Below are 20,334 nucleotides of genomic sequence, written 5' to 3'. Positions count from 1 at the left end.
TTGCTCTAAAAACAAAGCAGTTTTCCGGCCAGATTCTCTGGAGAGATGTTCCATGTCCACCGAAGGTTCCGCCGTCGACACGTTGACGATCGAAGAGGCCGCCGCCGAGCTCGAGCGGCTCGCAAGGGAGATCGCGCATCACGATGCGCTATACCACGGCAAGGACCAGCCGGAGATCTCGGACGCGGATTACGACGCGCTGAAGCGCCGCAACGATGCGCTGGAAGCGCGGTTTCCCGAGCTGATCCGTGAGGACAGCCCGTCGCGGCGGGTCGGTGCTGCGCCGTCGGTTACCTTCTCGCCCGTCGTTCACGCGCGGCCGATGCTGTCGCTCGACAATACGTTTTCGCAGGAGGACGTGCAGGATTTCGTCGCCAGCGTCTATCGCTTCCTCGGCCGCCTGCCAGATCAGTCGATCGCCTTTACCGCCGAACCGAAGATCGACGGGCTGTCGATGTCGATCCGATATGAGAACGGGCGGCTGACGACGGCTGCCACGCGCGGCGACGGCACAACCGGGGAGAATGTCACCGCCAACATCCGCACCATCGCGGAAATTCCCCAGGAATTGCCGAAGGGCGTTCCCGCGGTCGTGGAGATCCGCGGCGAGGTCTATATGGCGAAGAGCGATTTCCTGGCGCTGAACCGGCAGATGGAAGCGGAAGGCAAGCAGACCTATGTCAATCCGCGCAATACGGCCGCCGGATCGTTGCGTCAACTCGACGCCAAGGTGACGGCGAGCCGCAAGCTGAAATTCTTCGCCTATGCCTGGGGCGAGATGTCGGAGATGCCTGAAGAAACGCAGTTCGGCATGGTGCAGACCTTCAAGGAGTGGGGTTTTCCCGTAAACCCGCTGATGAAGCGGCTGAATGCGGTCGCCGACATCCTATCGCATTATGACGAGATCGGCCTGAAGCGACCTGATCTCGACTACGATATCGACGGCGTCGTCTATAAGGTCGACAGTCTGGAACTGCAGCAGCGCCTTGGCTTCCGCTCCCGTTCGCCCCGCTGGGCGACGGCGCACAAGTTCCCTGCCGAGCAGGCCTTTACTGAGGTCGAGAAGATCGAGATTCAGGTCGGCCGCACGGGGGCGCTGACGCCGGTGGCGCGGCTGAAGCCGATCACGGTCGGCGGCGTCGTCGTCACCAATGCGACGCTTCATAATGAGGATTACATCAAGGGCATCGGCAATAGCGGTGAGCGCATACGGCCGGAGGAGCACGATATCCGGGAGGGCGACACCGTCATCGTCCAGCGCGCCGGCGATGTCATTCCGCAGATCCTGGACGTGGTGTTGGAGAAGCGTGCGGCCAATGCCAAGGCATATGAATTCCCGAGGACGTGCCCCGTCTGCGGTTCGCACGCGGTGCGCGAGGTCAACGAGAAGACCGGAAAGATGGATTCCGTTCGCCGCTGCACCGGCGGCTTCATCTGCCGGGCGCAGGCGACGGAGCATCTGAAACACTTCGTCTCGCGCAACGCCTTCGATATCGAAGGGCTTGGTTCGAAGCAGGTTGACTTCTTTTTCGAAAACGAGGATCCGTCCCTGCAGATCCGGACGGCGCCCGATATCTTCACCTTGGAGAAGCGCCAGGCGCATTCTCTGACCAAGCTGGAAAATATCGACGGCTTCGGCAAAGTCAGCGTCGGCAAGCTCTATGCGGCGATCAACGAGCGGCGCAGCATTGCGCTGCATCGCTTCATCTATGCGCTCGGCATCCGCCATGTCGGCGAGACCACGGCAAAGCTGCTGGCGCGCTCCTACGGCACCTATGAGGCCTTTGCGACCGCAATGCAGGAGGCAACACCGCTTTCCGGCGATGCGTGGAACGATCTCAACGCTATCGAAGGAATCGGCGAGGTCGTGGCGCGCGCCATGGTCGAATTTTACAAGGAGCCGCGCAACATCGAGGTGATCGGCCGTCTGCTCGAAGAAGTGACGCCTGCCGAGGCCGAACAGCCGACCACGTCCGGAAGCCCGGTCGCCGGCAAGACCGTGGTCTTTACCGGCTCGCTCGAAAAATTCACCCGCGATGAGGCGAAGGCGAGGGCCGAAAGCCTCGGCGCCAAGGTGGCGGGCTCGGTGTCGAAGAAAACCGACTTCGTCGTTGCCGGCCCCGGCGCCGGCTCTAAACTCGATAAGGCGCGTGAGCTCGGTGTCCAGACGATGGACGAGGATGAGTGGTTGGCGCTGATTGGCGGGTAGAGAGACCGGTGTGGAGGCTTTAAGGGCTCCTCCGCGTGTCGAGGACCTCCTGTATTCGATCGTTGCAGATGCTCGGGACAAGCCCGAGCATGACGAAGGAGCGTTTGGCAGGCCTTTCCTGCCTTTTAGGTCGGTGTCTGTCGGCCTTTATTTCAAGTCCTCAGCCGCGCCATCGTATAGGCGTCGACATAGCGGCCGGCGCGGTAGGCGAATGAGCGCAGAAGCCCTTCCTTTTCGAAACCGAATTTCTCATAGAGTGCGATCGCGGCCTCATTGTCGGTATATACGGTCAGTTCGAGCCGCTTGATGTCGAGCCAGTCGTCGGCGGCATCGACCATCGCGCCAAACAGGATACGGCCGAAACCGCGACCGGTGAAATCGTCATGCACGCCCATGCCGAGGCTGGCGGCGTGCTGGCGACGGCCGCTAAGGCGGTTGAGGCCGCCATTGCCGACGATCCTGCCGTTCAGGGTGACGACGAGGTTGAGCGCGCCGGGCGACGGATTTTCCATATTCTTGCGAACATCCTCGATCCGCTGGTAGGGCGGCCGCAGCGTGCCGGCCCGGTAGCCCGGCAAATTTATGAGATCGATGATTTCCTCGGCATCCGAAATACGTACAGCGCGCACGACGACTCCGTCCGGCAGGCGCGCTCGGTCGCCGAATTCATTCTCTTCGTTATTGGCCATAGGATAGCTCTCCTCAGTTTTTGGAGGAGAGCCGGTTTGTCGAAAACCCTGCTCGCCTCGGCAGGGTTTTCGGGATGATCGGACGACTAGTGACGCACCATCGCTCCCGCGTACCCTGGAAGGGTCGTGGCGATATGATGCATGGTAAGCGTCACAGAGTTGATCATGCGCGGAAGTTTCCCCATCCGCGTGCAGATGTCAACAGGCGGAGATTTGCCTTCGCGTGCCGCTATGATTATTCCGGTAGGCCTAGACGATTCGGATTTTTGTCCTTGAAGACCATTGCCATCGATTTCGAAACAGCCAACGAGCAGCGCGGCAGCGCCTGTTCAGTCGGACTTGCCTGGATCGAGGAGGGCAGGGTGACCCGTGTCGAGGAGCGGCTGATCCGCCCGCGCGACATGCGCTTTTCGGGGATGAATATCGCCATCCACGGTATCCGGCCGGAGCATGTCGAGGATGCGCCGGAGTTTCCCGAGGTGATGGACGAGTTTTACGATGATATCAGCGGCGCGACGATGATCGCGCACAACGCGGCTTTCGATTTCAGCGTCTGGCGGGCGAGCCTCGATCTCTATCGGCAGTCCTATCCGGAGCTCACCTATCTCTGCAGCCTGAAAATGGCGCAGCGGATCTGGCCGCATTTCCTCTCGCATCGGCTGAACCTGATCGCCGAGCATCTCGGCCTGCGTTTCATACACCACAACGCCGCCGAGGACGCCGCGGTCTGCGCGGCAGCGGCGATCGAGATGGCGAAGGCGGTCAAGGCGAAAGCCGTGGAAGCGATCCCGGCGCTGATCGGGATGACGCCGGGGCGGCTGACAGCGCGCGGCTATGAGCCCTGCACCTGCCGGAAGGGCTGAGCGGTTTCTTGCAAAGCATGGGCGCGTACTTATCTACAAAGCGCCAATAAAGCGATAGAGCGCCTTAGGCGCGTCCCGTCGGACGCGCTGCGCTCCAGGGAGCCGCTATGTCCAAGCCGCGTAATCTTTTCCTTGCTGCCCTTTCTTTTCTCGCGCTTTCAGCGGGCGCAGCCCCGGCCGAGGTCGTCGGCAAGGTCGGGGTCGACTGGATCGGCAACGATATCATTGTCGAGGCGGTGTCCGATCCGGAGGTCAGGGGCGTCACCTGCCATGTCACTTATTTCGATCGCAGCCTGATCGACCGGCTCAAGAACGGCAACTGGTTCGAGGATCCATCCAACAATTCGATCGCCTGCCGGCAGACCGGGCCGGTCGAGATCGGTAATATCGATCTCTCAAAGGACGGCAGCGAGGTGTTCCGCCAGGGCATGTCGCTGATCTGGAAGACGCTCGTTGTCAACCGCATTTACGACAAGACCAACGACACGCTGATCTATCTCGCCCATTCGCGGGAACTCACTGATGGTTCGGCGAAGATGTCGATCTCGACCATTCCACTCTATGGGCAGAACGTGATCTGGAGGAATGGGAAGCCGCAGTAGGGTTGCGGATTTTAGGAAGGGTGCGAGTGTCTCCCCAAATCCCTCATCCCTGTGCTCGTCACAGGAATCCGGCGCGCCAAAGTCCTTGGGCGCAGGAGACTCTCTGCGCGAGCAGAAGGTCATTCACCGCGCAGACGCGCGGTGGCTGGATCGCTGTGACAAGCACAGAGATGAGGGAGGAGAGGGGGCATCTGGTTCAATAGGTCAGATCAGTCGCGTCTTCCAAAGCGAAAGGCCCGGACGAGCCGGGCCTCCGCGATCTTATTTTCCCGGCAAAATATCAAGCAGCCTGATTCAGTTCGTCCGCAATGACGGTATCGAGGTTCAGGAAGCAGACCATGGTCTTCTCAAGTGCGACGATGCCGCGGCAGAAGGCGCGCTGAGCTTCCGGAATGATCTCCGGCGGCGGCTGAAGGTCTTCGCTCTTGATCGTCATCATGTCGGAAACCTGCTCGACCAGCAGACCGACCAGCTTGCCGGCGATATCGGTGACGATGATCGCCGAACGCTCGGAGGGCTCCGTCATCTTCATGCCAAGGCGGCAGGCCATGTCGATGACCGGGATCACTGCACCGCGCAGGTTGATGAGGCCCAGCACGTAGGGCGGAGTATGCGGCATCGGCGTCACCGGCGCCCAGCCGCGGATTTCGCGGATGGCCATGATGTCGATGCAGAATTCCTGGTCGCCCAGATGGAACGAGACGATTTCGAGGTAGGCGCCTGACTGCTTGATGGCGTTGTTGTTCATGATCAGAATTCTTCCCAGTTGTCCCCGGCGGGGGGAGCGATAGCCTTGGCGGCGGAACCGCCGTTGAATGCGCCCGCGACTTTGCCGATCAGGTTGCGCGCGGGAGATGGTCTTGAATGCGAGGCGGCGGTTGCCTCTCGCGGCGGTTGCCGGGCGGTCATGCCCTCGCCGGTTTTGAACTGCTTGACCAGCTGCGTCAGGTTTTCCGCGTCGATGGCGAGCGTATGACTTGCGGCATTCGTCTCTTCCACCATGGCCGCGTTCTTCTGCGTGACCTGATCCATCTGGCTGATTGAAGTGTTGATTTCGTTCAGTCCGACCGATTGTTCGCGCGCAGAGGTTACGATTGACTTAACATGTTCGTCGATGCGCAGAACATCCTCGCCGATCTGGCGAAGCGCTTCACCTGCGGCCGTCACCAGTTCGCCGCCGACCTTCACTTCCTCGCCGGATTTGCCGATCAAGGCCTTGATGTCCTTGGCAGCACCCGCGGCACGGCCGGCGAGTTCGCGCACTTCCTGGGCGACAACAGCGAAACCCTTGCCAGCCTCGCCGGCGCGCGCTGCCTCGACACCGGCATTAAGCGCCAAGAGGTTCGTCTGGAACGCAATCTCGTCGATGACGTTGATGATCTTGCCGATCTCGCGGGAGGCACCCTCGATTCGCTCCATCGCGGCCATCGCATTACCGACGACGATGTCCGATTTCGCTGTATTCTCGCGAGTATGCGAGACCATGTGGCCCACTTCCTCGGCGCGGCTGGTGGCGTTGCGGACGGTGGCGGTGATCTGGTCGAGGGCGGCCGACGTTTCTTCCAGCGAGGCGGCCTGTTGCTCGGTCCGCTTGGCGAGATCGTCGGCGGCGGCGCGCATCTGGCGGCTGTTCGCCTCGATCGAGCTACTATTGATGGCGATGTCGCTCATCGCTTTGCGCAGCGTTGCGGTCGTCTGGTTGAAGTCGAGGCGCAAGCGCTCCAGCTCGTCGCGGAAAGGTTGTTCGATAGTTACGGTCACGTCCCCGCCCGACAAGCGGGTGAGGCCGGCGCCGAGAGCGGTGACAGCGGCGTTCAGGGCTTCGGCTTCGGCTAGCTTGGCGGCTTCGCGGGCACGTTGCTCGGCATCGCTGCGTTGCCTGTCCGTCTGGGTCTGGGCTTCAAGGTCGCGCTTTTCAATGGCGGCGAGTCGAAAGCTGTCGGCGGCGCGCGCCATTTCGCCGATTTCGTCGCCGCGGTTCTTTTCCGGAACGTCGCTGGCTAGATCGCCGTTCATGATGTGCTGCATGCTTTGGCGCACGGCGCCGATACCGCGCCGGATCGAACCGCCGTGGACATATTGCAGGATGCCCATAGTGAGGATAGCCAAGACGCCGAGGCCGATCTGCAGGATGAGGGCCTCCCGCGATACGGCGTTGGCGAGCTCGACATGCTGCTTGGCGAAGACGGTGCCGTCAGCGGCGAGCTTGTCGAGCGTTGCAGTTAGCTCCTCGCCGGCGCCGTCGATCGTGTCGTCAATCTTGTCGAATTCCGCATCGGGTGCTCCCTGTTGGACCAGCGCGATCAGATCGACCTGTATTGCCTTGCCGATTGCGGCGACATCAGCGTCATAACTCTTCAACAGCGCCTCGTCGTGCATTTCCCCGGCAAGAAGGCGCATTTCCCTTGAGCCACTGGAAAGAGCAGTCAGCGAATCGCCGATCAGTTTGATGCGCGCAGGCTCGACGACCTTTCTATCCTTGTCGACAATAATATCCATGGCAGCCAAGACCATTGTCAGATTCGCAAGCCGCATATCGCCGAGATGATTGACGCTTGCCTGGATCTCGGTGGCGCGGTGCAGGGCCGCGTCGACCCGCATGTTCTCGTACCAGCCGACGCCGAGCATCGTGCCGAAACCGACGAAGGCCGCGCCACCGAGCGTCCAGAGCCTCTGGCTGACCGATAGGCTCTTGCGCACTGATGAATTCGCCATGAAAAGACCCCTCCACAAACCGCTCGGGTTTATGTTTTTCCTACCCTCATGCGGACGTCCGGGGTTTTCGCCACTCGGCAGACTTCATGTCAGAACGGCTCGATCAGGCCGCACGCACTGCTAAATATAGAGATGACGATTTAAGCCTTTCCTAACGATGTTCTCTTGGGACGATCTGTTTGTCTTGAAGGTAAAGGGTTCAAAACACGCTGCGTTTGATCGGCGCCACTTCCGGTTTGACGGTTTTTCCGCCTTGGACAGATTCTGCCCGTGAGACAATTAATCACGGGTCAGAAAACGCACTCTTGAATTGCGCGCGGCCGGCCGAGACTATAATCACGCCGGCGGGGACATGGCCGTCTCGGATCGAGGATCACGTCAATGAAGACATTTCGCATCGCCGTCTGGGTTGGTGTTCTGATACTTGCCGGGGTTCTCGGCGTGGTTAGCTATTCGATGAAGTCGCGGGACGTCGTGGCGGAACCACCCTTTGGCGTGCCCTTCACGCTCGTTTCCCAGAGCGGCCAGCCGATCACCGAGGAGGCGCTGCGCGGCAAGCCGACGGCCCTGTTCTTCGGCTTTACCCATTGCCCGGAAGTTTGCCCGACGACGCTGTTCGAGCTGAACGGCTGGATGGAGAAGGTCGATCCCAAGGGTGACAAATTGCAGGCCTATTTCATTACCGTCGATCCGGAGCGCGATACGCCGGAGATCGTGGACCAATATGTCTCCAACGTTTCCAAACGCATTACCGGCATTTCGGGCCCGCCGGACAAGATTGCCGAAGTCATCAAAGGTTTCCGCGTTTATGCCAAGAAGGTGCCGGTCGATGAGAAGGACCCGAATGGCGACTATACGATGGACCATACGGCTTCGGTTTTCCTGCTTGATTCGGCCGGGCGGTTTTCCGGAACGATCGCCTATGGCGAAAATCCGGACACGGCGGTAAAGAAGCTGGAGAATCTCGTCAACAAGGGATGACGGCTCCAGCGTGATAGGGCGTTGGCTCGACCGGCGGCGGGCAACGGAAACCGGAAAGATCGCCTATCGTGAGTGAAATCCGCCTTTACGTATCGACGACCGAAAGCCAGGCAGAAGCGATCCTCGACCTCCTGACCGAAGTCTTCGGCGAAGAAGACTTTGCCATTGGCACCACCGAAATCGATGAGAAGAAGGATATCTGGGAGGCCTCGGTCTACATGATGGCCGAGGATGAGACGGATGTGCGCTCTCGCATCGAAGCGGCGCTGAAGGACGCTTTTCCCCATGCTCAGCTGTCGCGAGAAGTCATCCCCAACGTCGATTGGGTGGCGAAATCGCTGGAAGGGCTGAAGCCCGTCAGGGCAGGGCGCTTCCTGGTGCATGGATCGCATGACCGCGATAAGGTCCGTCCTGGTGACATCGCCATCGAGATCGATGCCGGCCAGGCCTTCGGCACCGGCCATCACGGCACAACGGCCGGCTGCCTTGAGGTGATCGATGCCGTGGTGCGTTCGCGCCCGGTCTCCAACGCACTCGACCTCGGCACCGGCAGCGGCGTTCTGGCGATCGCCGTGCGCAAGCTTAAGAACATACCGGTGCTTGCGACCGATATCGATCCGGTGGCGACGCGGGTCGCGGCCGAGAACGTGCGACGCAACGGCATCGCGTCGGGTATTGTCACGAGGACCGCGCCGGGTTTTCATTCAACGGCCTTCTCGGCGCATGGTCCCTTCGATCTGATCATCGCCAATATTCTCGCCCGGCCACTGATCCGAATGGCGCCAAAGCTCGCCACGCATCTTGCGCCCGGCGGATCGGTGATCCTTTCGGGCATTCTAGCGGCGCAGCGGTGGAAGGTGATTGCCGCCTATAGCGGCGCCAGACTTCGTCATGTCAGGACGATCTGGCGGAACGGCTGGGTGACCATCCATTTCGACCGGCCGTAAGTTTTTGGGCTGGGTCTGCAGCGGGTTTGTCTGAGGCGCGGCGTCTCTCCCTCATCCCTGTGCTCGTCAAGGGATGTTGCATCTCACCAAAGCCAAATCGTTCTTGCACTGCTCCGAAGATATTAAAACTCGCCCATAACAAAAAAAGGCGGTGCCGATGGCACCGCCTTGGACCGGTTTTCCGGTCAATGCCCGCGAGCTCGAAGGAGGAGGAGCGCTCGAGCGGGCTCTACTGCATTCCAATAAGGCCTGTCCGGGAGGGAGGAGACGGACGGGCTTTCAAGCTCAGAACGCGTAGCTGGGGGCGCCCTGGTGGCGCGTGACCCGCTGGCCGGCACCGAGCAGCTTGAGGGTGTCCTCGTTCTGCGGGCGGCGGGCGCCGATCACGTGACGCACGGTCTGGCGTTCGCCAGCCTGCACCGGGCTGCTGTATGCGAAGCGCGAGAGAGAGGCGGTCATTACAAAAATTTCCTTCGTTTGCTGGTTCATCCGAACCGTTCGATGGCGTCTATATAGCTATTCTGAAATGCGGAGGCAGAGGGTTTTTCTCATGGGAGCCATGCGACTAATGCATAAAGCGTGCCAAATTAACTTTTAGCGTCACAGTTCCGTCAAAATAAAAAGGGTCGGCATTGGCTTCGACTCGTTTCGTCGCTTTTTCTCCCCATCGATTGAAAATTCGCTAACATGGCCGGCATCCCATTAACCGGATTCGTTTCAACCATTCGGATTTCCAGCATGTTCCAGTCTTTCGAGGTTACCTCCACGCCGCAGTTCGGTAAGGAACGGGTTTCCGCGTTGCGCGCCACTTTCGATACGCTCGGCATCGACGCCTTCCTCGTGCCGCGCGCCGACGAGTTCAACGGCGAATATGTTCCGGCCTGCTCGGAGCGGCTGGCATGGCTGACGGGCTTCACCGGTTCGGCGGGCATCGCGCTGATCCTGCGGACGCAGGCGATCGTCTTCGTCGACGGGCGTTATGTGACCCAACTGGCCGAACAAGTCGACGGCTCGGTGTTCTCGGGCGGCGATCTGGTCAACGAGCCGCCGCACGTCTGGCTTGCCGCAAACGGCACCAAGGGGTTGAGGCTCGGCATCGATCCCTGGCTGCACTCGGGCGCGGAGGTACGGCGTCTGGAAAGGGCACTGGCAGAGATCGGCGGGATGTTGGTCTTCCTGCCGTACAATCCGCTCGACAGGTTGTGGAGCGATCGACCGGCCGAACCGCTCGGCGCCGTCACCATCCAGAATGTCGCCCAAGCGGGCGTGCTGGCGAGCGATAAGATTGCCACGATAGCCGCCGGTCTTTCGAAGAAAAATCTCGCTGCGGTGCTGATTGCCGATCCCTCGTCGGTGGCCTGGATCTTCAATATCCGCGGTGCCGACGTGCCGCACACCCCGCACCCGTTGGCGCGCGCCATCATCCATGCCGACGAGCGGGCCGAACTCTTCCTCGACAAGCGCAAGACAAGCATCGAGCCGGAGGCCTATCTCGGGCAGATCTGCACACAACTGCCGCCTTCGGCGCTGGAAGAGAGGCTCTCCGCCGTTTCCAGGAATGGCGGCCGCGTGCTGATCGATGCTGATATCGCCTCTCATGCGCTGGCGGAGATCATCCGCAAGGCGGGCGGCGAAGTGGTGGAGGGCGCCGACCCCGCCAAGCTGCCGCGCGCGGTGAAAAATGACGTCGAGATCAACGGCTCGGCCGCTGCACATCTGCAGGACGGGGCGGCGATGGTGGAGTTCCTCTATTGGCTGTCGCAGGAGAAGCCGGGCACGGTAAGCGAGATCGCCGCCGCCGAACATCTGGAAGCGGTGCGCGCCCGTGTCGGCCAAAGCATGCAGAACCCGCTGAAGGATATTTCTTTCGATACGATCTCGGGCGCCGGCGAACATGCGGCGATCATGCATTATCGCGTCACGACCGAGACCAACCGGATGATCGAGGCGGGCGAACTCTTCCTGATCGATTCCGGTGCGCAATATATCAACGGCACGACCGATATCACCCGCACGGTCGGGATCGGCACGGTGTCAGAGGAGCATCGGCGTTTCTTCACGATGGTGCTCAAGGGAATGATCCAGATCAGCACGGCACGTTTCCCGAAGGGTACGCGCGGCTGCGACCTAGATCCGCTGGCGCGCATCGCGCTGTGGCGGGCAGGGGCCGACTTTGCCCACGGCACAGGTCATGGAGTCGGCTCCTATCTCTCCGTGCATGAAGGCCCGCAGCGCATATCCCGGCTTTCGACGCAGGAATTGCTACCCGGCATGATCCTTTCGAACGAGCCCGGTTATTACCGGCCAGGCAGCTTCGGCATCCGTATCGAGAACCTGATCTATGTGCGCGGCGCCGAGGAAATCGAAGGCGGAGACATGCCGATGCTCGGCTTTGAGACGCTGACCTTCTGCCCGATCGACCGCAGCCTCGTCATTCCCGAGCTTCTGACCCATGACGAACTTCACTGGTTCAATGACTATCACCGCCGCACGCGTGAGGCGCTGATGCCGCTCATCCACGATCACGACGTTCGAGCATGGCTCGACAACGCGACGCTGCCGCTGGAATATTAGGAAAGAGGGCGGAACGCCGCCTTCGGGTTAGAACGACGCTTATCTTTTTAGGCACAAAATAGGACTAGGCGCCGATCGCATGGCGCCATGCCATCACGACAGCCCATGCGGCGACCAGCATCCATGTATGGGAAATGCGGAGGCAGACGAAGAGGGCGACGATCAGCGCCAGCTTCGTCTCCCAGCCACCGATGAAGAAGGCAGGCGCGACCAGGGTCGTCAGCACGGCGGCCGGCACGGCGTTCAGTGCCGCCTCCATGCGCGGCGGGATGCTCTTCATCCTGGTAATGAGAATATAGCCGCCGATGCGGGTCGCGAATGTGGCGACCGCCGCCGCTAGGATGACCAACGCCATGTGAAGATCGAATTCCATGGCTCAGACCTCGTGCACTTCGGGTTGAAGAGCGTCGGCTTCGAGATCCGGCATCTGGCGCGGTAGCGGCAGTAGAGCAGCCAGTACGATGCCGGCGGCGGCGCCGAGGCTGACGTGCCAAGGCGAGCCGACATAGTGGTAAGCGAGCACTGATGCCACCGCGCTAACGAGCGCCACGGGAAGGAAATTATCACGCTTTCGAAAGCCGAGGACGATGCCGAGGAAATAAGCCGGCAGCAGGATATCGAGGCCGATTGCCTTGGGATCGCCGATGAAGCTGCCGAGCATGCCGCCAACAACGCTGATCAGCACCCAGGGGATGTAGATGATAATGCCGAAGCCGAGGTACCAGGCGAAGGTCAGCGGTCTGCCGGCTTCGCCGCGCTTGACCGCTTCGGCAAATTGCGGATCAACGAGCAGGAAGAAGGTGAAGAACTTCTGCACTGGCGTGAAATGGCCGATGTAGCGTGCCAGCGCGGCGGAATAGAGGACGTGGCGGAAGTTGACGGCGAGGATTGACAACACGATCAGCCAAGCATGGACATTGTGGCCGAAGAGTTCGATGCCAACCATCTGGCTGGCGCCGGCATAGACGGTGGCGCTCATGAAGGCGACTTCGGAAAGCGACATGCCGTTCTCGACCGCGAGCGCCCCGAACAAAGCGCCAAAGGGCGCCGATGCCAGCGCAACGGCGGAGCCGCCCCGCAAACCTTCAACAAAGTCGGCGCGATTCATGTGGGTGTCCTATTGGAAATTCAGGTTTCACTTATGGGCTAAGAGCTGACACGGCAATTGAATTTCGTTGATTGACCAATCGATTTCGCTGAAGCATCAAAGGCCCGATCGCATCCGGCGGAGAGGCCCTCATGAAGAAGATCGAATTTTCGAAGGAAGAAAAGGCTGAAATCGTTTCGCGCATCCGCGCCTATTTCGACCGGGAACTCGACCCCATCGGCGCCTTGCCGGCCGAATTCCTGCTCGACTTCTTCACCGAGGAGATCGGGCCTTACATCTACAATCGCGGCCTGCGAGATGCGCAAGCCGCCTTGTTGAAGAGAATGGAAGACGTGAACGAGGACATCCATCTTCTCGAGCGGGAGGAGAAAACTTAGCGCCTGGAGATCAAATCAGAGCCTTCATTTAACACCAAATTATGTCCCGGCCGATATGGTCGTCACGCTTTCATTCACCGGGTAGCGTGTCATTTGGCCTCGATTGTCTCTGTTGTTGATGAATCTCGTTTCGGGCAGCTCGGCAAGGCGTTGATCTTCCTGGTCTGGCTTGCACTGGCCTCTGCGCTTTGCTGGTCCGAAACCGTCTGGCGTGACGAAGTTCGCGCATTGTCGCTGGCCCTTCAGGGAGACCACTTCGCCGACATGCTTCGCCAGATGCATGGCGAGGGTCATCCCGCCATCTGGTATATCCTGCTGCGCGCCGCCTATGTCGTGGTCGGCTCACCCGTCGTTCTGAAAGTCGTCGCGCTGACGATTGCGGCGGCTGCGGCTTACCTTCTGGTTTTCAGGCTGAAGCTGCCTCTTTCCATCATGCTGCTGTCGCTGTTCGGCAGCTTTTCGGTTTTCGAATACGCCGCGATGTCGCGAAATTACGGTATCAGCATGCTGATAATCTTCCTGATCGTCCTGGCGTGGCAGAAGGGAGCGCGCAAAGGCTTGTTGAGCGGCCTGCTGTTTGCCTTGCTGGCGAATACCAACGTGCATTCGGTGGTCCTTGTCGGCGGCTTCCTGACTTATTGGTTTTTTGATCTGGTTCTGGCGCGGCCAAGGCCTTCTTCGCGAGCCTATCGAGACTTTGCGATTGCCGGAGCCTCGGCCGCGGTTGGAGTTGTTCTGTGTTTCCTCACGGTCTATCCGACCTTCAACGATACAGGGCAGAACGACCTCAGCGGCGAGAATTTCGCTTTGCTCGCCCTTCGTGCTCTTGCGCTGGCCAGTTCGCATTTTCTGTCGTTCTATCCCGATGGCATCCTTGGGCTGATGGTGGCCGACCCGTTGGCTTTCCGCATCTTCGCAGCTTTGATGTCGGTGCTGATCTACGGCAGCCTGTTGGGGTTGGCGAACCGGCGGCCGGCCATGATCGCAGCGGCGCTGGTGCTGTTGGGGCTCTCGCTATTGTTTACGCTGGTCTATCCCGGCGGATACAGACACCAGGCGCTCTGGCTGGTTTTCATGATCGCGATGACTGCCTTGACCACAGACATTCAGCACGACGGGGCGGGCGTCGCCGGCGCGACGGCTGCCAGCCGCATCGTAAAGGTCGGCCGCCTGTGCTTCATGATATTGCTGGCGCTGCAGGTTGTGTCCGCTGTCGAAAAAGTCAATCGCACCTTCGTGGCCGAAATACCCTTCAGCCGCAGCAAGGATTTCGGTGCGTTCATTCAATCGCGCCCCGATCTCAAGGATGCGATCATCATGGCGGATCCCGATTATCTCGTCGAAGCCCTGCCTTACTACGTTTCCAATCGAACTTATCTTTTACGGGAGGAGCGGTTCGGCGCCATCGTACGATATACCCGCAGCGCACGGCTTTCGCTCAGCCTTGCCGACATCCTCCAATCGGCACGCGGATTGCAGCAGAGCGAGAAGGTGCCCGTCGTCATTCTTCTTTCGCAGCGGCTCGATCAGATCACCGCTCTGGTCTCCTTGCGTGAAAGCTATGTTTGGCGGCTTTCTCTGACGCCTGAGGATATTTCGGCATTCCAAAGCGCGACAGAGCTCGTCAAACGCTTCGGTCCGGCTGCCGGAAGCGATGAGACCTACGACGCCTATATTTTGAAGTAAAAAGCCGGACAGCAGCCTGCCCGGCCTCCGCTCTTTCATACGCCCGCGCTTATCAGCCCTCGCGCTTTATCCGCTCCCGGCGTGCGAGTTCGGCATGCGAGGGCTCGGCCATCGCGAAGCTGCCGGGTTTGACCTCGCCGGCACGCTCGTAGACGCTCATAATGACACCGGTCGTCGATACCGAGTTGGCGGTGAGCTTCAGCGCTTCCGGCTTCGCGCCATGGCCGAACAGACGCTTGCCGGGGCCGAGGATCACTGGGAAGGTCAGGAGCCGGAGTTCGTCGATCAGGTCATGCGCCAGCAGGGTTTGGAGGAGGCCGCTGCTGCCCTGCGTCAGGAGGTCGGGGCCGTCCTCCCGCTTCAACCGGGCGATTTCGGCGGCTACATCGCCGCGCAGCGCGATAGTATTTTCCCAAGTGAACGGCTCTTTGGAGGTGGTCGTGACATACTTGGTCGCGGCGCTGAAGGCTTTGCCGATGGGATCGTCTTCGCCGACATAGGGCCAATGGGCGGCGAAGATCTCGTAGGTCTTGCGGCCAAGCAGCAGCGCGAAGGGATCGGTGAAGATCCCGTCCATGAAGTGACCCATCGTCTCGTCCCAGTAGTTGGCGGTCCAGCCGCCAAGGGTGAAGCCGCCAGTCGGGTCCTCCTCAGGCGCACCGGGCGCCTGCATCACGCCATCCAGGCTCACAAAGGCTGCGGTCACAAGCTTTCTCATCTCTCTGCTCCCATGGTTGGTGTGTTCAGAGCCAAGGACGGATGGGCTTACGCAGACCCGACATTCCCGCGGTATTTTTTGCGTGGGTTAGCCGGCCAGAGCCTTGGCGCTGTCGATGATAGCGATGCCATGCGCCCGCATCTCGTCGATGGCGGCTGCGACGCCTTCGGGGGTGATGCCGCGGCTGGCGTCCTCGATGAAGCGCACCCGTATGCCCGGCATCATTTCCAGCGCATCCAGCGCGGAGAACTTGACGCAGTAATCGGTAGCGAGGCCGCAGACATCGAGATCGGTGACCCCCTGGTCTTCGAGGAAGTCGGAAAGCCCGGTTGAGGCATCCCGGTCATTGTCGCGGAATGCCGAATAGCTGTCGATCCTGGGATCCTCGCCCTTCTGCTGGATCAGGTCGATCTCTTCGGACCTCAGTTCCGGATGCAGTTCGGCGTCGAGTGTACCCTGGACACAGTGGTCGGGCCACATCATTTGCGGCTTGCCGGACAGTTCTCCCATCTCGAAAGGGGCGGCCCCCGGATGGGCGGATGCGAAGCTGCCATGGCCGGGCGGATGCCAGTCCTGGGAGGCGACGATCAGATCATATCTGCCGCTGTCGATCAGCCTGTTTGCGACGGGAACCACCTTGTCGCCGTCCGGTACCGGCAGATTGCCGCCCGGACAGAAGCCGTTCTGGATATCGACGAGCAGCAGCGCTTTCATCAAGCCCAATCCCTTCGCGTTCTTGCAATGCAAATGCCGAATGCACCGAATACATCACTAGTGGATTTCCCGGCGCGGGCGCGCAAGTGTTAAATCTGGCACCAGCGGTAGCCGTCGGTCAAAAAAGTATTCGCTAATACAATCATAGCGATAGAGAGCGGAGGCTTTCCTCCGCAAGCGGCGGGAAAGAGAAGGGTGCTTTTGCGTTTTGCGGATCGAGGCTCGCCGACAGAGGCTCTTTTCGTGGCCCGCTATCGTCGGTTACCGGCTCAGCCGTTGCGGCGCCTCTCCGGCGATGATGCTAGCTCGATCTTGCTCACGGCCGCGATTTCTGCCTTTCTTGCTCGAGACACAAGCCGGAACCGAAGCCATGTCCGAGCCTCAAGCAGATGAAAAGATCGATGCGACGTTCCGCAACGGCTCGCTGACGGCGACCGGGATCATTCTTGGTTTTTCCCTCAATTTCATCAGTCTCTGGGTGTCCAACCCGAACGACTGGAGTCGTATCGATCTGCTGCCGATGGTGTTCCTGACTGTCGGTATCGCCATTCAGGTGAAGGTGTTCGCCGATCTTTTGGCGCGCGACTCTCTGCTCGCCGCCAGATATGACCGGGCTCGTCAGCTGTTCCTGATCGGGCTGTCGATCGTCGCCGCCGGAATGGGGATCGCGCTGCTGAACGACATTCTCGGGCTCAGCAGCATGCGGATGTTCGGCTGACGATTCCTAAGCCGTACCGCCGCGCGGTCACACGCGCTCGACGAATCCGTCCAGCACCCGCTTCTGTCCGGCGCGGTCGAAATCGATCGTCAGCTTGTTGCCTTCGATGCCGGTGATGTTGCCATTGCCGAATTTCAGATGGAAGACCCGGTCGCCGAGGGTGAAGCGCGAGGGCTCGGAGGAAGTCGATTTCGCCACCAGTTCGCCGTCGATCGTGCGCCCCTTTGGGCCGCTTTCGCCATAGCCGATACGTTCGACGGCATGGCCGGAGCGGGTGCCCCAATTCTCGCGGGTGGCGTCAGTCCTGTTGGCTTGGGCGCGTTTCCAGCCGGGGGTGGAATAGGAGTTGGCGAAGGGTTCGGCCTTGTCGAAGCGAGACTGGCCGTAGCCGCCGCGGCCGTAACCACCGTAGCTCTGCTCCATTTCGGCGACCTCCACATGGGTCTCCGGCAGTTCGTCCAGGAAACGCGAAGGCAAGGTCGATTGCCAGAGGCCGTGGATGCGGCGGTTGGAGACGAACCAGATGTGGCAGCGGCGTTTGGCGCGGGTGATGCCGACATAGGCGAGGCGGCGCTCCTCCTCCAGGCCGGCGCGGCCGCTCTCATCCAGCGAGCGCTGGTGCGGAAAGAGGCCTTCTTCCCAGCCGGGCAGGAAGACGGTGTCGAATTCCAGGCCTTTGGCAGAATGCAGCGTCATGATCGAGACAGCGTCGAGGTTCTCGTTGGTCTCGGCGTCCATGACAAGGGAGACGTGCTCGAGAAAGCCGCGCATCGACTCGAAGCTCTCCATCGAGCGGATGAGTTCCTTTAAGTTTTCGAGGCGGCCGGGCGCTTCCGCGCTCTTATCGTTCTTCCACATGTCGGTATAGCCGGACTCTTCGAGGATCTGCTCGGCAAGTTCGGTATGCGGAGTGTTTTCAAGCAGTTCCTGCCATCGGCGGAAAGATTGAATCACGTCGAAGAGGGCCTTTCGCGCCTTCGGCTTCAGCTCGTCCGTCTCGATGATGTCGGCCGCTGCCGCAAGCATCGGAATGTCGCGAGCGCGAGCATAGTCATGCAGCGCACGCACCGTCGTGTCGCCGAGGCCGCGCTTCGGCGTGTTGATGATGCGTTCAAAGGCGAGGTCGTCGGCCGGCTGTGCGACGAGCCGGAAATAGGCCATGGCATCGCGGATCTCGAGGCGTTCATAGAAGCGCGGGCCGCCGATGACGCGATAGTTGAGGCCAAGGGTGACGAAGCGATCTTCGAATTCGCGCATCTGGAAGGAGGCGCGCACGAGGATCGCCATGTCGTTCAGCAGGTGCTTGCTGCGCTGGAGCTGCTCGATCTCCTCGCCGATGGCGCGGGCTTCCTCCTCGGAGTCCCAGGAGGCGTGGACCTGCACCTTGACGTCGTCCGGGTCGGCGCGATCGGTGAACAATGTCTTGCCCAAACGACCTTCATTATGGGCGATCAGGTGGGCGGCGGCACCCAGGATATGTTCGGTCGAGCGGTAGTTGCGCTCGAGCTTGATCACCTTAGCGCCGGGAAAATCCTTCTCGAAGCGAAGAATATTGTCGACCTCAGCGCCGCGCCAACCATAGATCGACTGGTCGTCGTCGCCCACGCAGCAGACATTCTGCGGCTCGCCCTTATTGCGCTGGGCCAGCAACCTCAGCCACATATATTGGGCGGTGTTTGTATCCTGATATTCGTCGACAAGGATATAACGGAAGCGGCCGTGATATTCCCTCAGGAGGTCCGGATTCTTGCGAAAGATCGCGATCGGATGCATCAGCAGGTCGCCGAAATCGCAAGCGTTGAGCGTCGACAAGCGCGCCTGATAGGCGAAATAGAGATCGCGGCCGCGGCCATTGGCGAAGGCGCGGGCGTCGCCTTCGGGAATATCGGCGGGGCCGAGGCCCTTGTTCTTCCAAGTGTCGATCATGCCGGCGAACTGCTTCGCCGGCCAGCGCTTGTCGTCGAGGCCCTCGGCCTGGATCAGCTGCTTGATCAGACGGACGACGTCATCGGTGTCGAGGATGGTGAAATCGGAGCTGAGGCCGACCAGCTCGGCATGGCGGCGCAGCAGTTTGACGCCGATCGAATGGAAGGTGCCGAGCCATGGCATGCCTTCGACGGCGCCGCCGACGAGCAGGGCGATGCGCTCCTTCATCTCGCGCGCGGCCTTGTTGGTAAAGGTGACGGCGAGGATCTGTGAAGGGAAGGCGCGGCCGGTATTGAGAATATGGGCGATCCGTGTCGTCAGCACGCGCGTCTTACCGGTGCCGGCGCCGGCGAGCACGAGGACCGGGCCTTCAAGTGTTTCGACTGCTTCCGTCTGCTCGGGATTGAGGCCCGCGAGATAATCCGGCCGCTTACCGCCGTCGCGTGCCGCCATGGCGCGGGCGGCAATACCGCCGCCGGCGGCGGGTCTTCCGGCAGCCGCGACAAACGGCTGCGGCTTGCGCGCCACGTCGCCCGGTTCTTCGTCGAAGAAGGGAATATCGTCGAAACTATTGCTCATGGCGCGTAATGTAGTGATTCGGGAAGGAAAGACCAGAAAAGATGTTCTGCTTTCATTCTGGAATCACCGCTATTGCAGACGGATGCGGGCGGCAGGCCGCCGTGGGTGCGGCTGCTGTCTTGTGCGGGTGAGCGGCAAAAAATCCGATTCCAGCCTGTCGGAACCGGCGCCGACCAGACGTCCTTGAAGCATCGGACGGGAGTCCGGGATCCTAGCCAACAAGGAGGCTGTCTATGCCGAAGGTCATTTCAAATCTCTGGTTCGCGGAGCAGGCGCGCGAAGCCGTCGAATTCTACGTGTCGATCATTCCGGATTCCAGCATTGGCCGCACCACCATACTTCCGGCGGAAACGCCCAGCGGTCCTCCCGGCAGCGTCGAGCTGATCGAGTTCACGCTTGGCGGCCAGGCGTTTCTGGCGATGAAGGCCGGTCCGCTCGACAGCTTCAACCATTCCTTTTCGATCGCCATCCTTCTGGAAAGCCAGGCGGAGATCGACCGGATATGGGATGCCTTCCTCACCAATGGTGGCACGCCGGAGGCCTGCGGCTGGCTGAAGGACCGCTGGGGTCTTTCCTGGCAGATCGTGCCACGCGCTCTCTCCGAGATGATCGCCGATGAAGATCGCGAGCGGGCAAGGCGCGTCACCGAAGTCATGCTCGGCATGGTCAAGATTGATGTGGCTGAGCTGGAGAAGGCGTTCAATGGCTAAAAGCCCGAGAAGCGCATGAACGAATTATACCGGGCGGATGGTGACGTTCGCCCCGTTCCATCCTGTGGGAGCGCGCTGGCTGCTCCGCTCTGAGAGCCGGCTTGCTCTCACTGGCGGCCAAGGCCGATTTTCCACAGCTCGAATCACGGGCGCCATTGCACACCTTTTTGACATTCATGTCACGTCGCTAAATGTGCTGATATCGCAATGACCCTTTT

At 60.6% G+C, this 20,334-nt stretch carries 19 protein-coding genes; 10 read left to right on the top strand and 9 right to left on the bottom strand.

What is annotated here, in order from left to right; all coding sequences use genetic code 11:
* Positions 1–52 precede the first annotated feature (52 nt).
* Positions 53–2,209: an NAD-dependent DNA ligase LigA gene (gene ligA, locus J2J98_RS14295; RefSeq protein WP_207601402.1), complete on the top strand. Its 2,157-nt coding sequence runs from the start codon at positions 53–55 to the stop codon at positions 2,207–2,209.
* Positions 2,210–2,361: 152 nt separating this feature from the next.
* Here ligA and J2J98_RS14290 read toward each other — a convergent pair whose 3' ends face one another.
* Positions 2,362–2,898 (bottom strand): GNAT family N-acetyltransferase, encoded by a 537-nt coding sequence (locus J2J98_RS14290; protein ID WP_207601401.1) that lies wholly within the window; start codon positions 2,896–2,898, stop codon positions 2,362–2,364.
* A gap of 272 nt (positions 2,899–3,170) precedes the next feature.
* On the opposite strand from J2J98_RS14290, the gene J2J98_RS14285 reads away from it, so the two are divergent.
* Entirely contained in the window at positions 3,171–3,761 is a 591-nt protein-coding gene (locus J2J98_RS14285) for a 3'-5' exonuclease (RefSeq protein ID WP_138393168.1), read from the top strand.
* Between the two features lie 107 nt (positions 3,762–3,868).
* Positions 3,869–4,363: a CreA family protein gene (locus J2J98_RS14280; protein ID WP_064705578.1), complete on the top strand. Its 495-nt coding sequence runs from the start codon at positions 3,869–3,871 to the stop codon at positions 4,361–4,363.
* 280 nt (positions 4,364–4,643) lie between these two features.
* On the opposite strand, the gene J2J98_RS14275 is transcribed toward J2J98_RS14280, so the two are convergent.
* Both J2J98_RS14275 and J2J98_RS14270 read right to left on the bottom strand, forming a co-directional pair.
* Complete coding sequence (locus tag J2J98_RS14275; RefSeq protein WP_004668786.1) at positions 4,644–5,111, bottom strand: chemotaxis protein CheW; 468 nt, start codon at positions 5,109–5,111, stop codon at positions 4,644–4,646.
* A gap of 2 nt (positions 5,112–5,113) precedes the next feature.
* Entirely contained in the window at positions 5,114–7,078 is a 1,965-nt protein-coding gene (locus tag J2J98_RS14270; protein ID WP_207601400.1) for a methyl-accepting chemotaxis protein, read from the bottom strand.
* 381 nt (positions 7,079–7,459) lie between these two features.
* On the opposite strand from J2J98_RS14270, the gene J2J98_RS14265 reads away from it, so the two are divergent.
* Positions 7,460–8,059, top strand: coding sequence for an SCO family protein (locus tag J2J98_RS14265; protein ID WP_138393170.1), 600 nt, complete (start codon positions 7,460–7,462; stop codon positions 8,057–8,059).
* A gap of 68 nt (positions 8,060–8,127) precedes the next feature.
* Entirely contained in the window at positions 8,128–9,006 is an 879-nt protein-coding gene (locus J2J98_RS14260) for a 50S ribosomal protein L11 methyltransferase (protein ID WP_207601399.1), read from the top strand.
* A 285-nt stretch (positions 9,007–9,291) separates the two neighbouring features.
* Here J2J98_RS14260 and J2J98_RS14255 read toward each other — a convergent pair whose 3' ends face one another.
* Complete coding sequence (locus J2J98_RS14255) at positions 9,292–9,495, bottom strand: hypothetical protein (protein ID WP_138393172.1); 204 nt, start codon at positions 9,493–9,495, stop codon at positions 9,292–9,294.
* A gap of 249 nt (positions 9,496–9,744) precedes the next feature.
* Between J2J98_RS14255 and J2J98_RS14250 the strand changes: the two genes are divergently transcribed.
* The gene (locus tag J2J98_RS14250; protein WP_207601398.1) at positions 9,745–11,580 is read left to right on the top strand and encodes an aminopeptidase P family protein; all 1,836 of its coding nucleotides are present in this window, start codon (positions 9,745–9,747) and stop codon (positions 11,578–11,580) included.
* Between the two features lie 64 nt (positions 11,581–11,644).
* Here J2J98_RS14250 and J2J98_RS14245 read toward each other — a convergent pair whose 3' ends face one another.
* Together J2J98_RS14245 and J2J98_RS14240 are read right to left on the bottom strand one after the other, a co-directional pair.
* Entirely contained in the window at positions 11,645–11,953 is a 309-nt protein-coding gene (locus J2J98_RS14245) for an AzlD family protein (protein WP_064705574.1), read from the bottom strand.
* Positions 11,954–11,956: 3 nt separating this feature from the next.
* A complete protein-coding gene (locus tag J2J98_RS14240; RefSeq protein WP_138393175.1) occupies positions 11,957–12,688 on the bottom strand; it encodes an AzlC family ABC transporter permease in 732 nt (243 codons plus the stop codon).
* 131 nt (positions 12,689–12,819) lie between these two features.
* On the opposite strand from J2J98_RS14240, the gene J2J98_RS14235 reads away from it, so the two are divergent.
* Both J2J98_RS14235 and J2J98_RS14230 read left to right on the top strand, forming a co-directional pair.
* Positions 12,820–13,065 carry a DUF2164 domain-containing protein gene (locus J2J98_RS14235; RefSeq protein ID WP_064711560.1) on the top strand — a complete coding sequence of 82 codons (246 nt, stop codon included), beginning with the start codon at positions 12,820–12,822 and terminating at the stop codon, positions 13,063–13,065.
* A gap of 93 nt (positions 13,066–13,158) precedes the next feature.
* Entirely contained in the window at positions 13,159–14,751 is a 1,593-nt protein-coding gene (locus tag J2J98_RS14230) for a hypothetical protein (RefSeq protein WP_207601397.1), read from the top strand.
* Positions 14,752–14,803: 52 nt separating this feature from the next.
* Here the strand turns inward: J2J98_RS14230 and J2J98_RS14225 are convergent, their stop codons facing one another.
* Both J2J98_RS14225 and pncA read right to left on the bottom strand, forming a co-directional pair.
* A complete protein-coding gene (locus J2J98_RS14225; protein WP_064711562.1) occupies positions 14,804–15,469 on the bottom strand; it encodes a dihydrofolate reductase family protein in 666 nt (221 codons plus the stop codon).
* Between the two features lie 87 nt (positions 15,470–15,556).
* On the bottom strand, positions 15,557–16,183 hold the full coding sequence (gene pncA / locus J2J98_RS14220) for a bifunctional nicotinamidase/pyrazinamidase (protein WP_064706125.1): 627 nt from the start codon (positions 16,181–16,183) through the stop codon (positions 15,557–15,559).
* A gap of 370 nt (positions 16,184–16,553) precedes the next feature.
* On the opposite strand from pncA, the gene J2J98_RS14215 reads away from it, so the two are divergent.
* A complete protein-coding gene (locus J2J98_RS14215) occupies positions 16,554–16,901 on the top strand; it encodes a hypothetical protein (RefSeq protein ID WP_064705569.1) in 348 nt (115 codons plus the stop codon).
* A gap of 27 nt (positions 16,902–16,928) precedes the next feature.
* On the opposite strand, the gene J2J98_RS14210 is transcribed toward J2J98_RS14215, so the two are convergent.
* A complete protein-coding gene (locus J2J98_RS14210; RefSeq protein WP_207601396.1) occupies positions 16,929–19,406 on the bottom strand; it encodes an ATP-dependent helicase in 2,478 nt (825 codons plus the stop codon).
* Between the two features lie 233 nt (positions 19,407–19,639).
* Here J2J98_RS14210 and J2J98_RS14205 point away from each other — a divergent pair, with 233 nt between their 5' ends.
* The gene (locus J2J98_RS14205) at positions 19,640–20,116 is read left to right on the top strand and encodes a VOC family protein (protein ID WP_207601395.1); all 477 of its coding nucleotides are present in this window, start codon (positions 19,640–19,642) and stop codon (positions 20,114–20,116) included.
* Positions 20,117–20,334 lie beyond the last annotated feature (218 nt).

Source organism: Rhizobium bangladeshense, assembly GCF_017357245.1.
Lineage (GTDB): Bacteria > Pseudomonadota > Alphaproteobacteria > Rhizobiales > Rhizobiaceae > Rhizobium > Rhizobium bangladeshense.
The sequence above is the reverse complement of the archived record's forward strand: the minus strand, read 5'-3'. Positions and strand labels throughout refer to the sequence as shown.

Bases quoted from the DNA above. Each gene is read 5' to 3' on its own strand.
- ligA (WP_207601402.1), top strand. From the start codon at position 53: ATGTCCACCGAAGGTTCCGCCGTCGACACGTTGACGATCGAAGAGGCC.
- J2J98_RS14290 (WP_207601401.1), bottom strand. From the start codon at position 2,898: ATGGCCAATAACGAAGAGAATGAATTCGGCGACCGAGCGCGCCTGCCG.
- J2J98_RS14280 (WP_064705578.1), top strand. From the start codon at position 3,869: ATGTCCAAGCCGCGTAATCTTTTCCTTGCTGCCCTTTCTTTTCTCGCG.
- J2J98_RS14275 (WP_004668786.1), bottom strand. From the start codon at position 5,111: ATGAACAACAACGCCATCAAGCAGTCAGGCGCCTACCTCGAAATCGTC.
- J2J98_RS14270 (WP_207601400.1), bottom strand. From the start codon at position 7,078: ATGGCGAATTCATCAGTGCGCAAGAGCCTATCGGTCAGCCAGAGGCTC.
- J2J98_RS14265 (WP_138393170.1), top strand. From the start codon at position 7,460: ATGAAGACATTTCGCATCGCCGTCTGGGTTGGTGTTCTGATACTTGCC.
- J2J98_RS14255 (WP_138393172.1), bottom strand. From the start codon at position 9,495: ATGAACCAGCAAACGAAGGAAATTTTTGTAATGACCGCCTCTCTCTCG.
- J2J98_RS14250 (WP_207601398.1), top strand. From the start codon at position 9,745: ATGTTCCAGTCTTTCGAGGTTACCTCCACGCCGCAGTTCGGTAAGGAA.
- J2J98_RS14245 (WP_064705574.1), bottom strand. From the start codon at position 11,953: ATGGAATTCGATCTTCACATGGCGTTGGTCATCCTAGCGGCGGCGGTC.
- J2J98_RS14240 (WP_138393175.1), bottom strand. From the start codon at position 12,688: ATGAATCGCGCCGACTTTGTTGAAGGTTTGCGGGGCGGCTCCGCCGTT.
- J2J98_RS14235 (WP_064711560.1), top strand. From the start codon at position 12,820: ATGAAGAAGATCGAATTTTCGAAGGAAGAAAAGGCTGAAATCGTTTCG.
- J2J98_RS14225 (WP_064711562.1), bottom strand. From the start codon at position 15,469: ATGAGAAAGCTTGTGACCGCAGCCTTTGTGAGCCTGGATGGCGTGATG.
- pncA (WP_064706125.1), bottom strand. From the start codon at position 16,183: ATGAAAGCGCTGCTGCTCGTCGATATCCAGAACGGCTTCTGTCCGGGC.
- J2J98_RS14215 (WP_064705569.1), top strand. From the start codon at position 16,554: ATGTCCGAGCCTCAAGCAGATGAAAAGATCGATGCGACGTTCCGCAAC.
- J2J98_RS14210 (WP_207601396.1), bottom strand. From the start codon at position 19,406: ATGAGCAATAGTTTCGACGATATTCCCTTCTTCGACGAAGAACCGGGC.
- J2J98_RS14205 (WP_207601395.1), top strand. From the start codon at position 19,640: ATGCCGAAGGTCATTTCAAATCTCTGGTTCGCGGAGCAGGCGCGCGAA.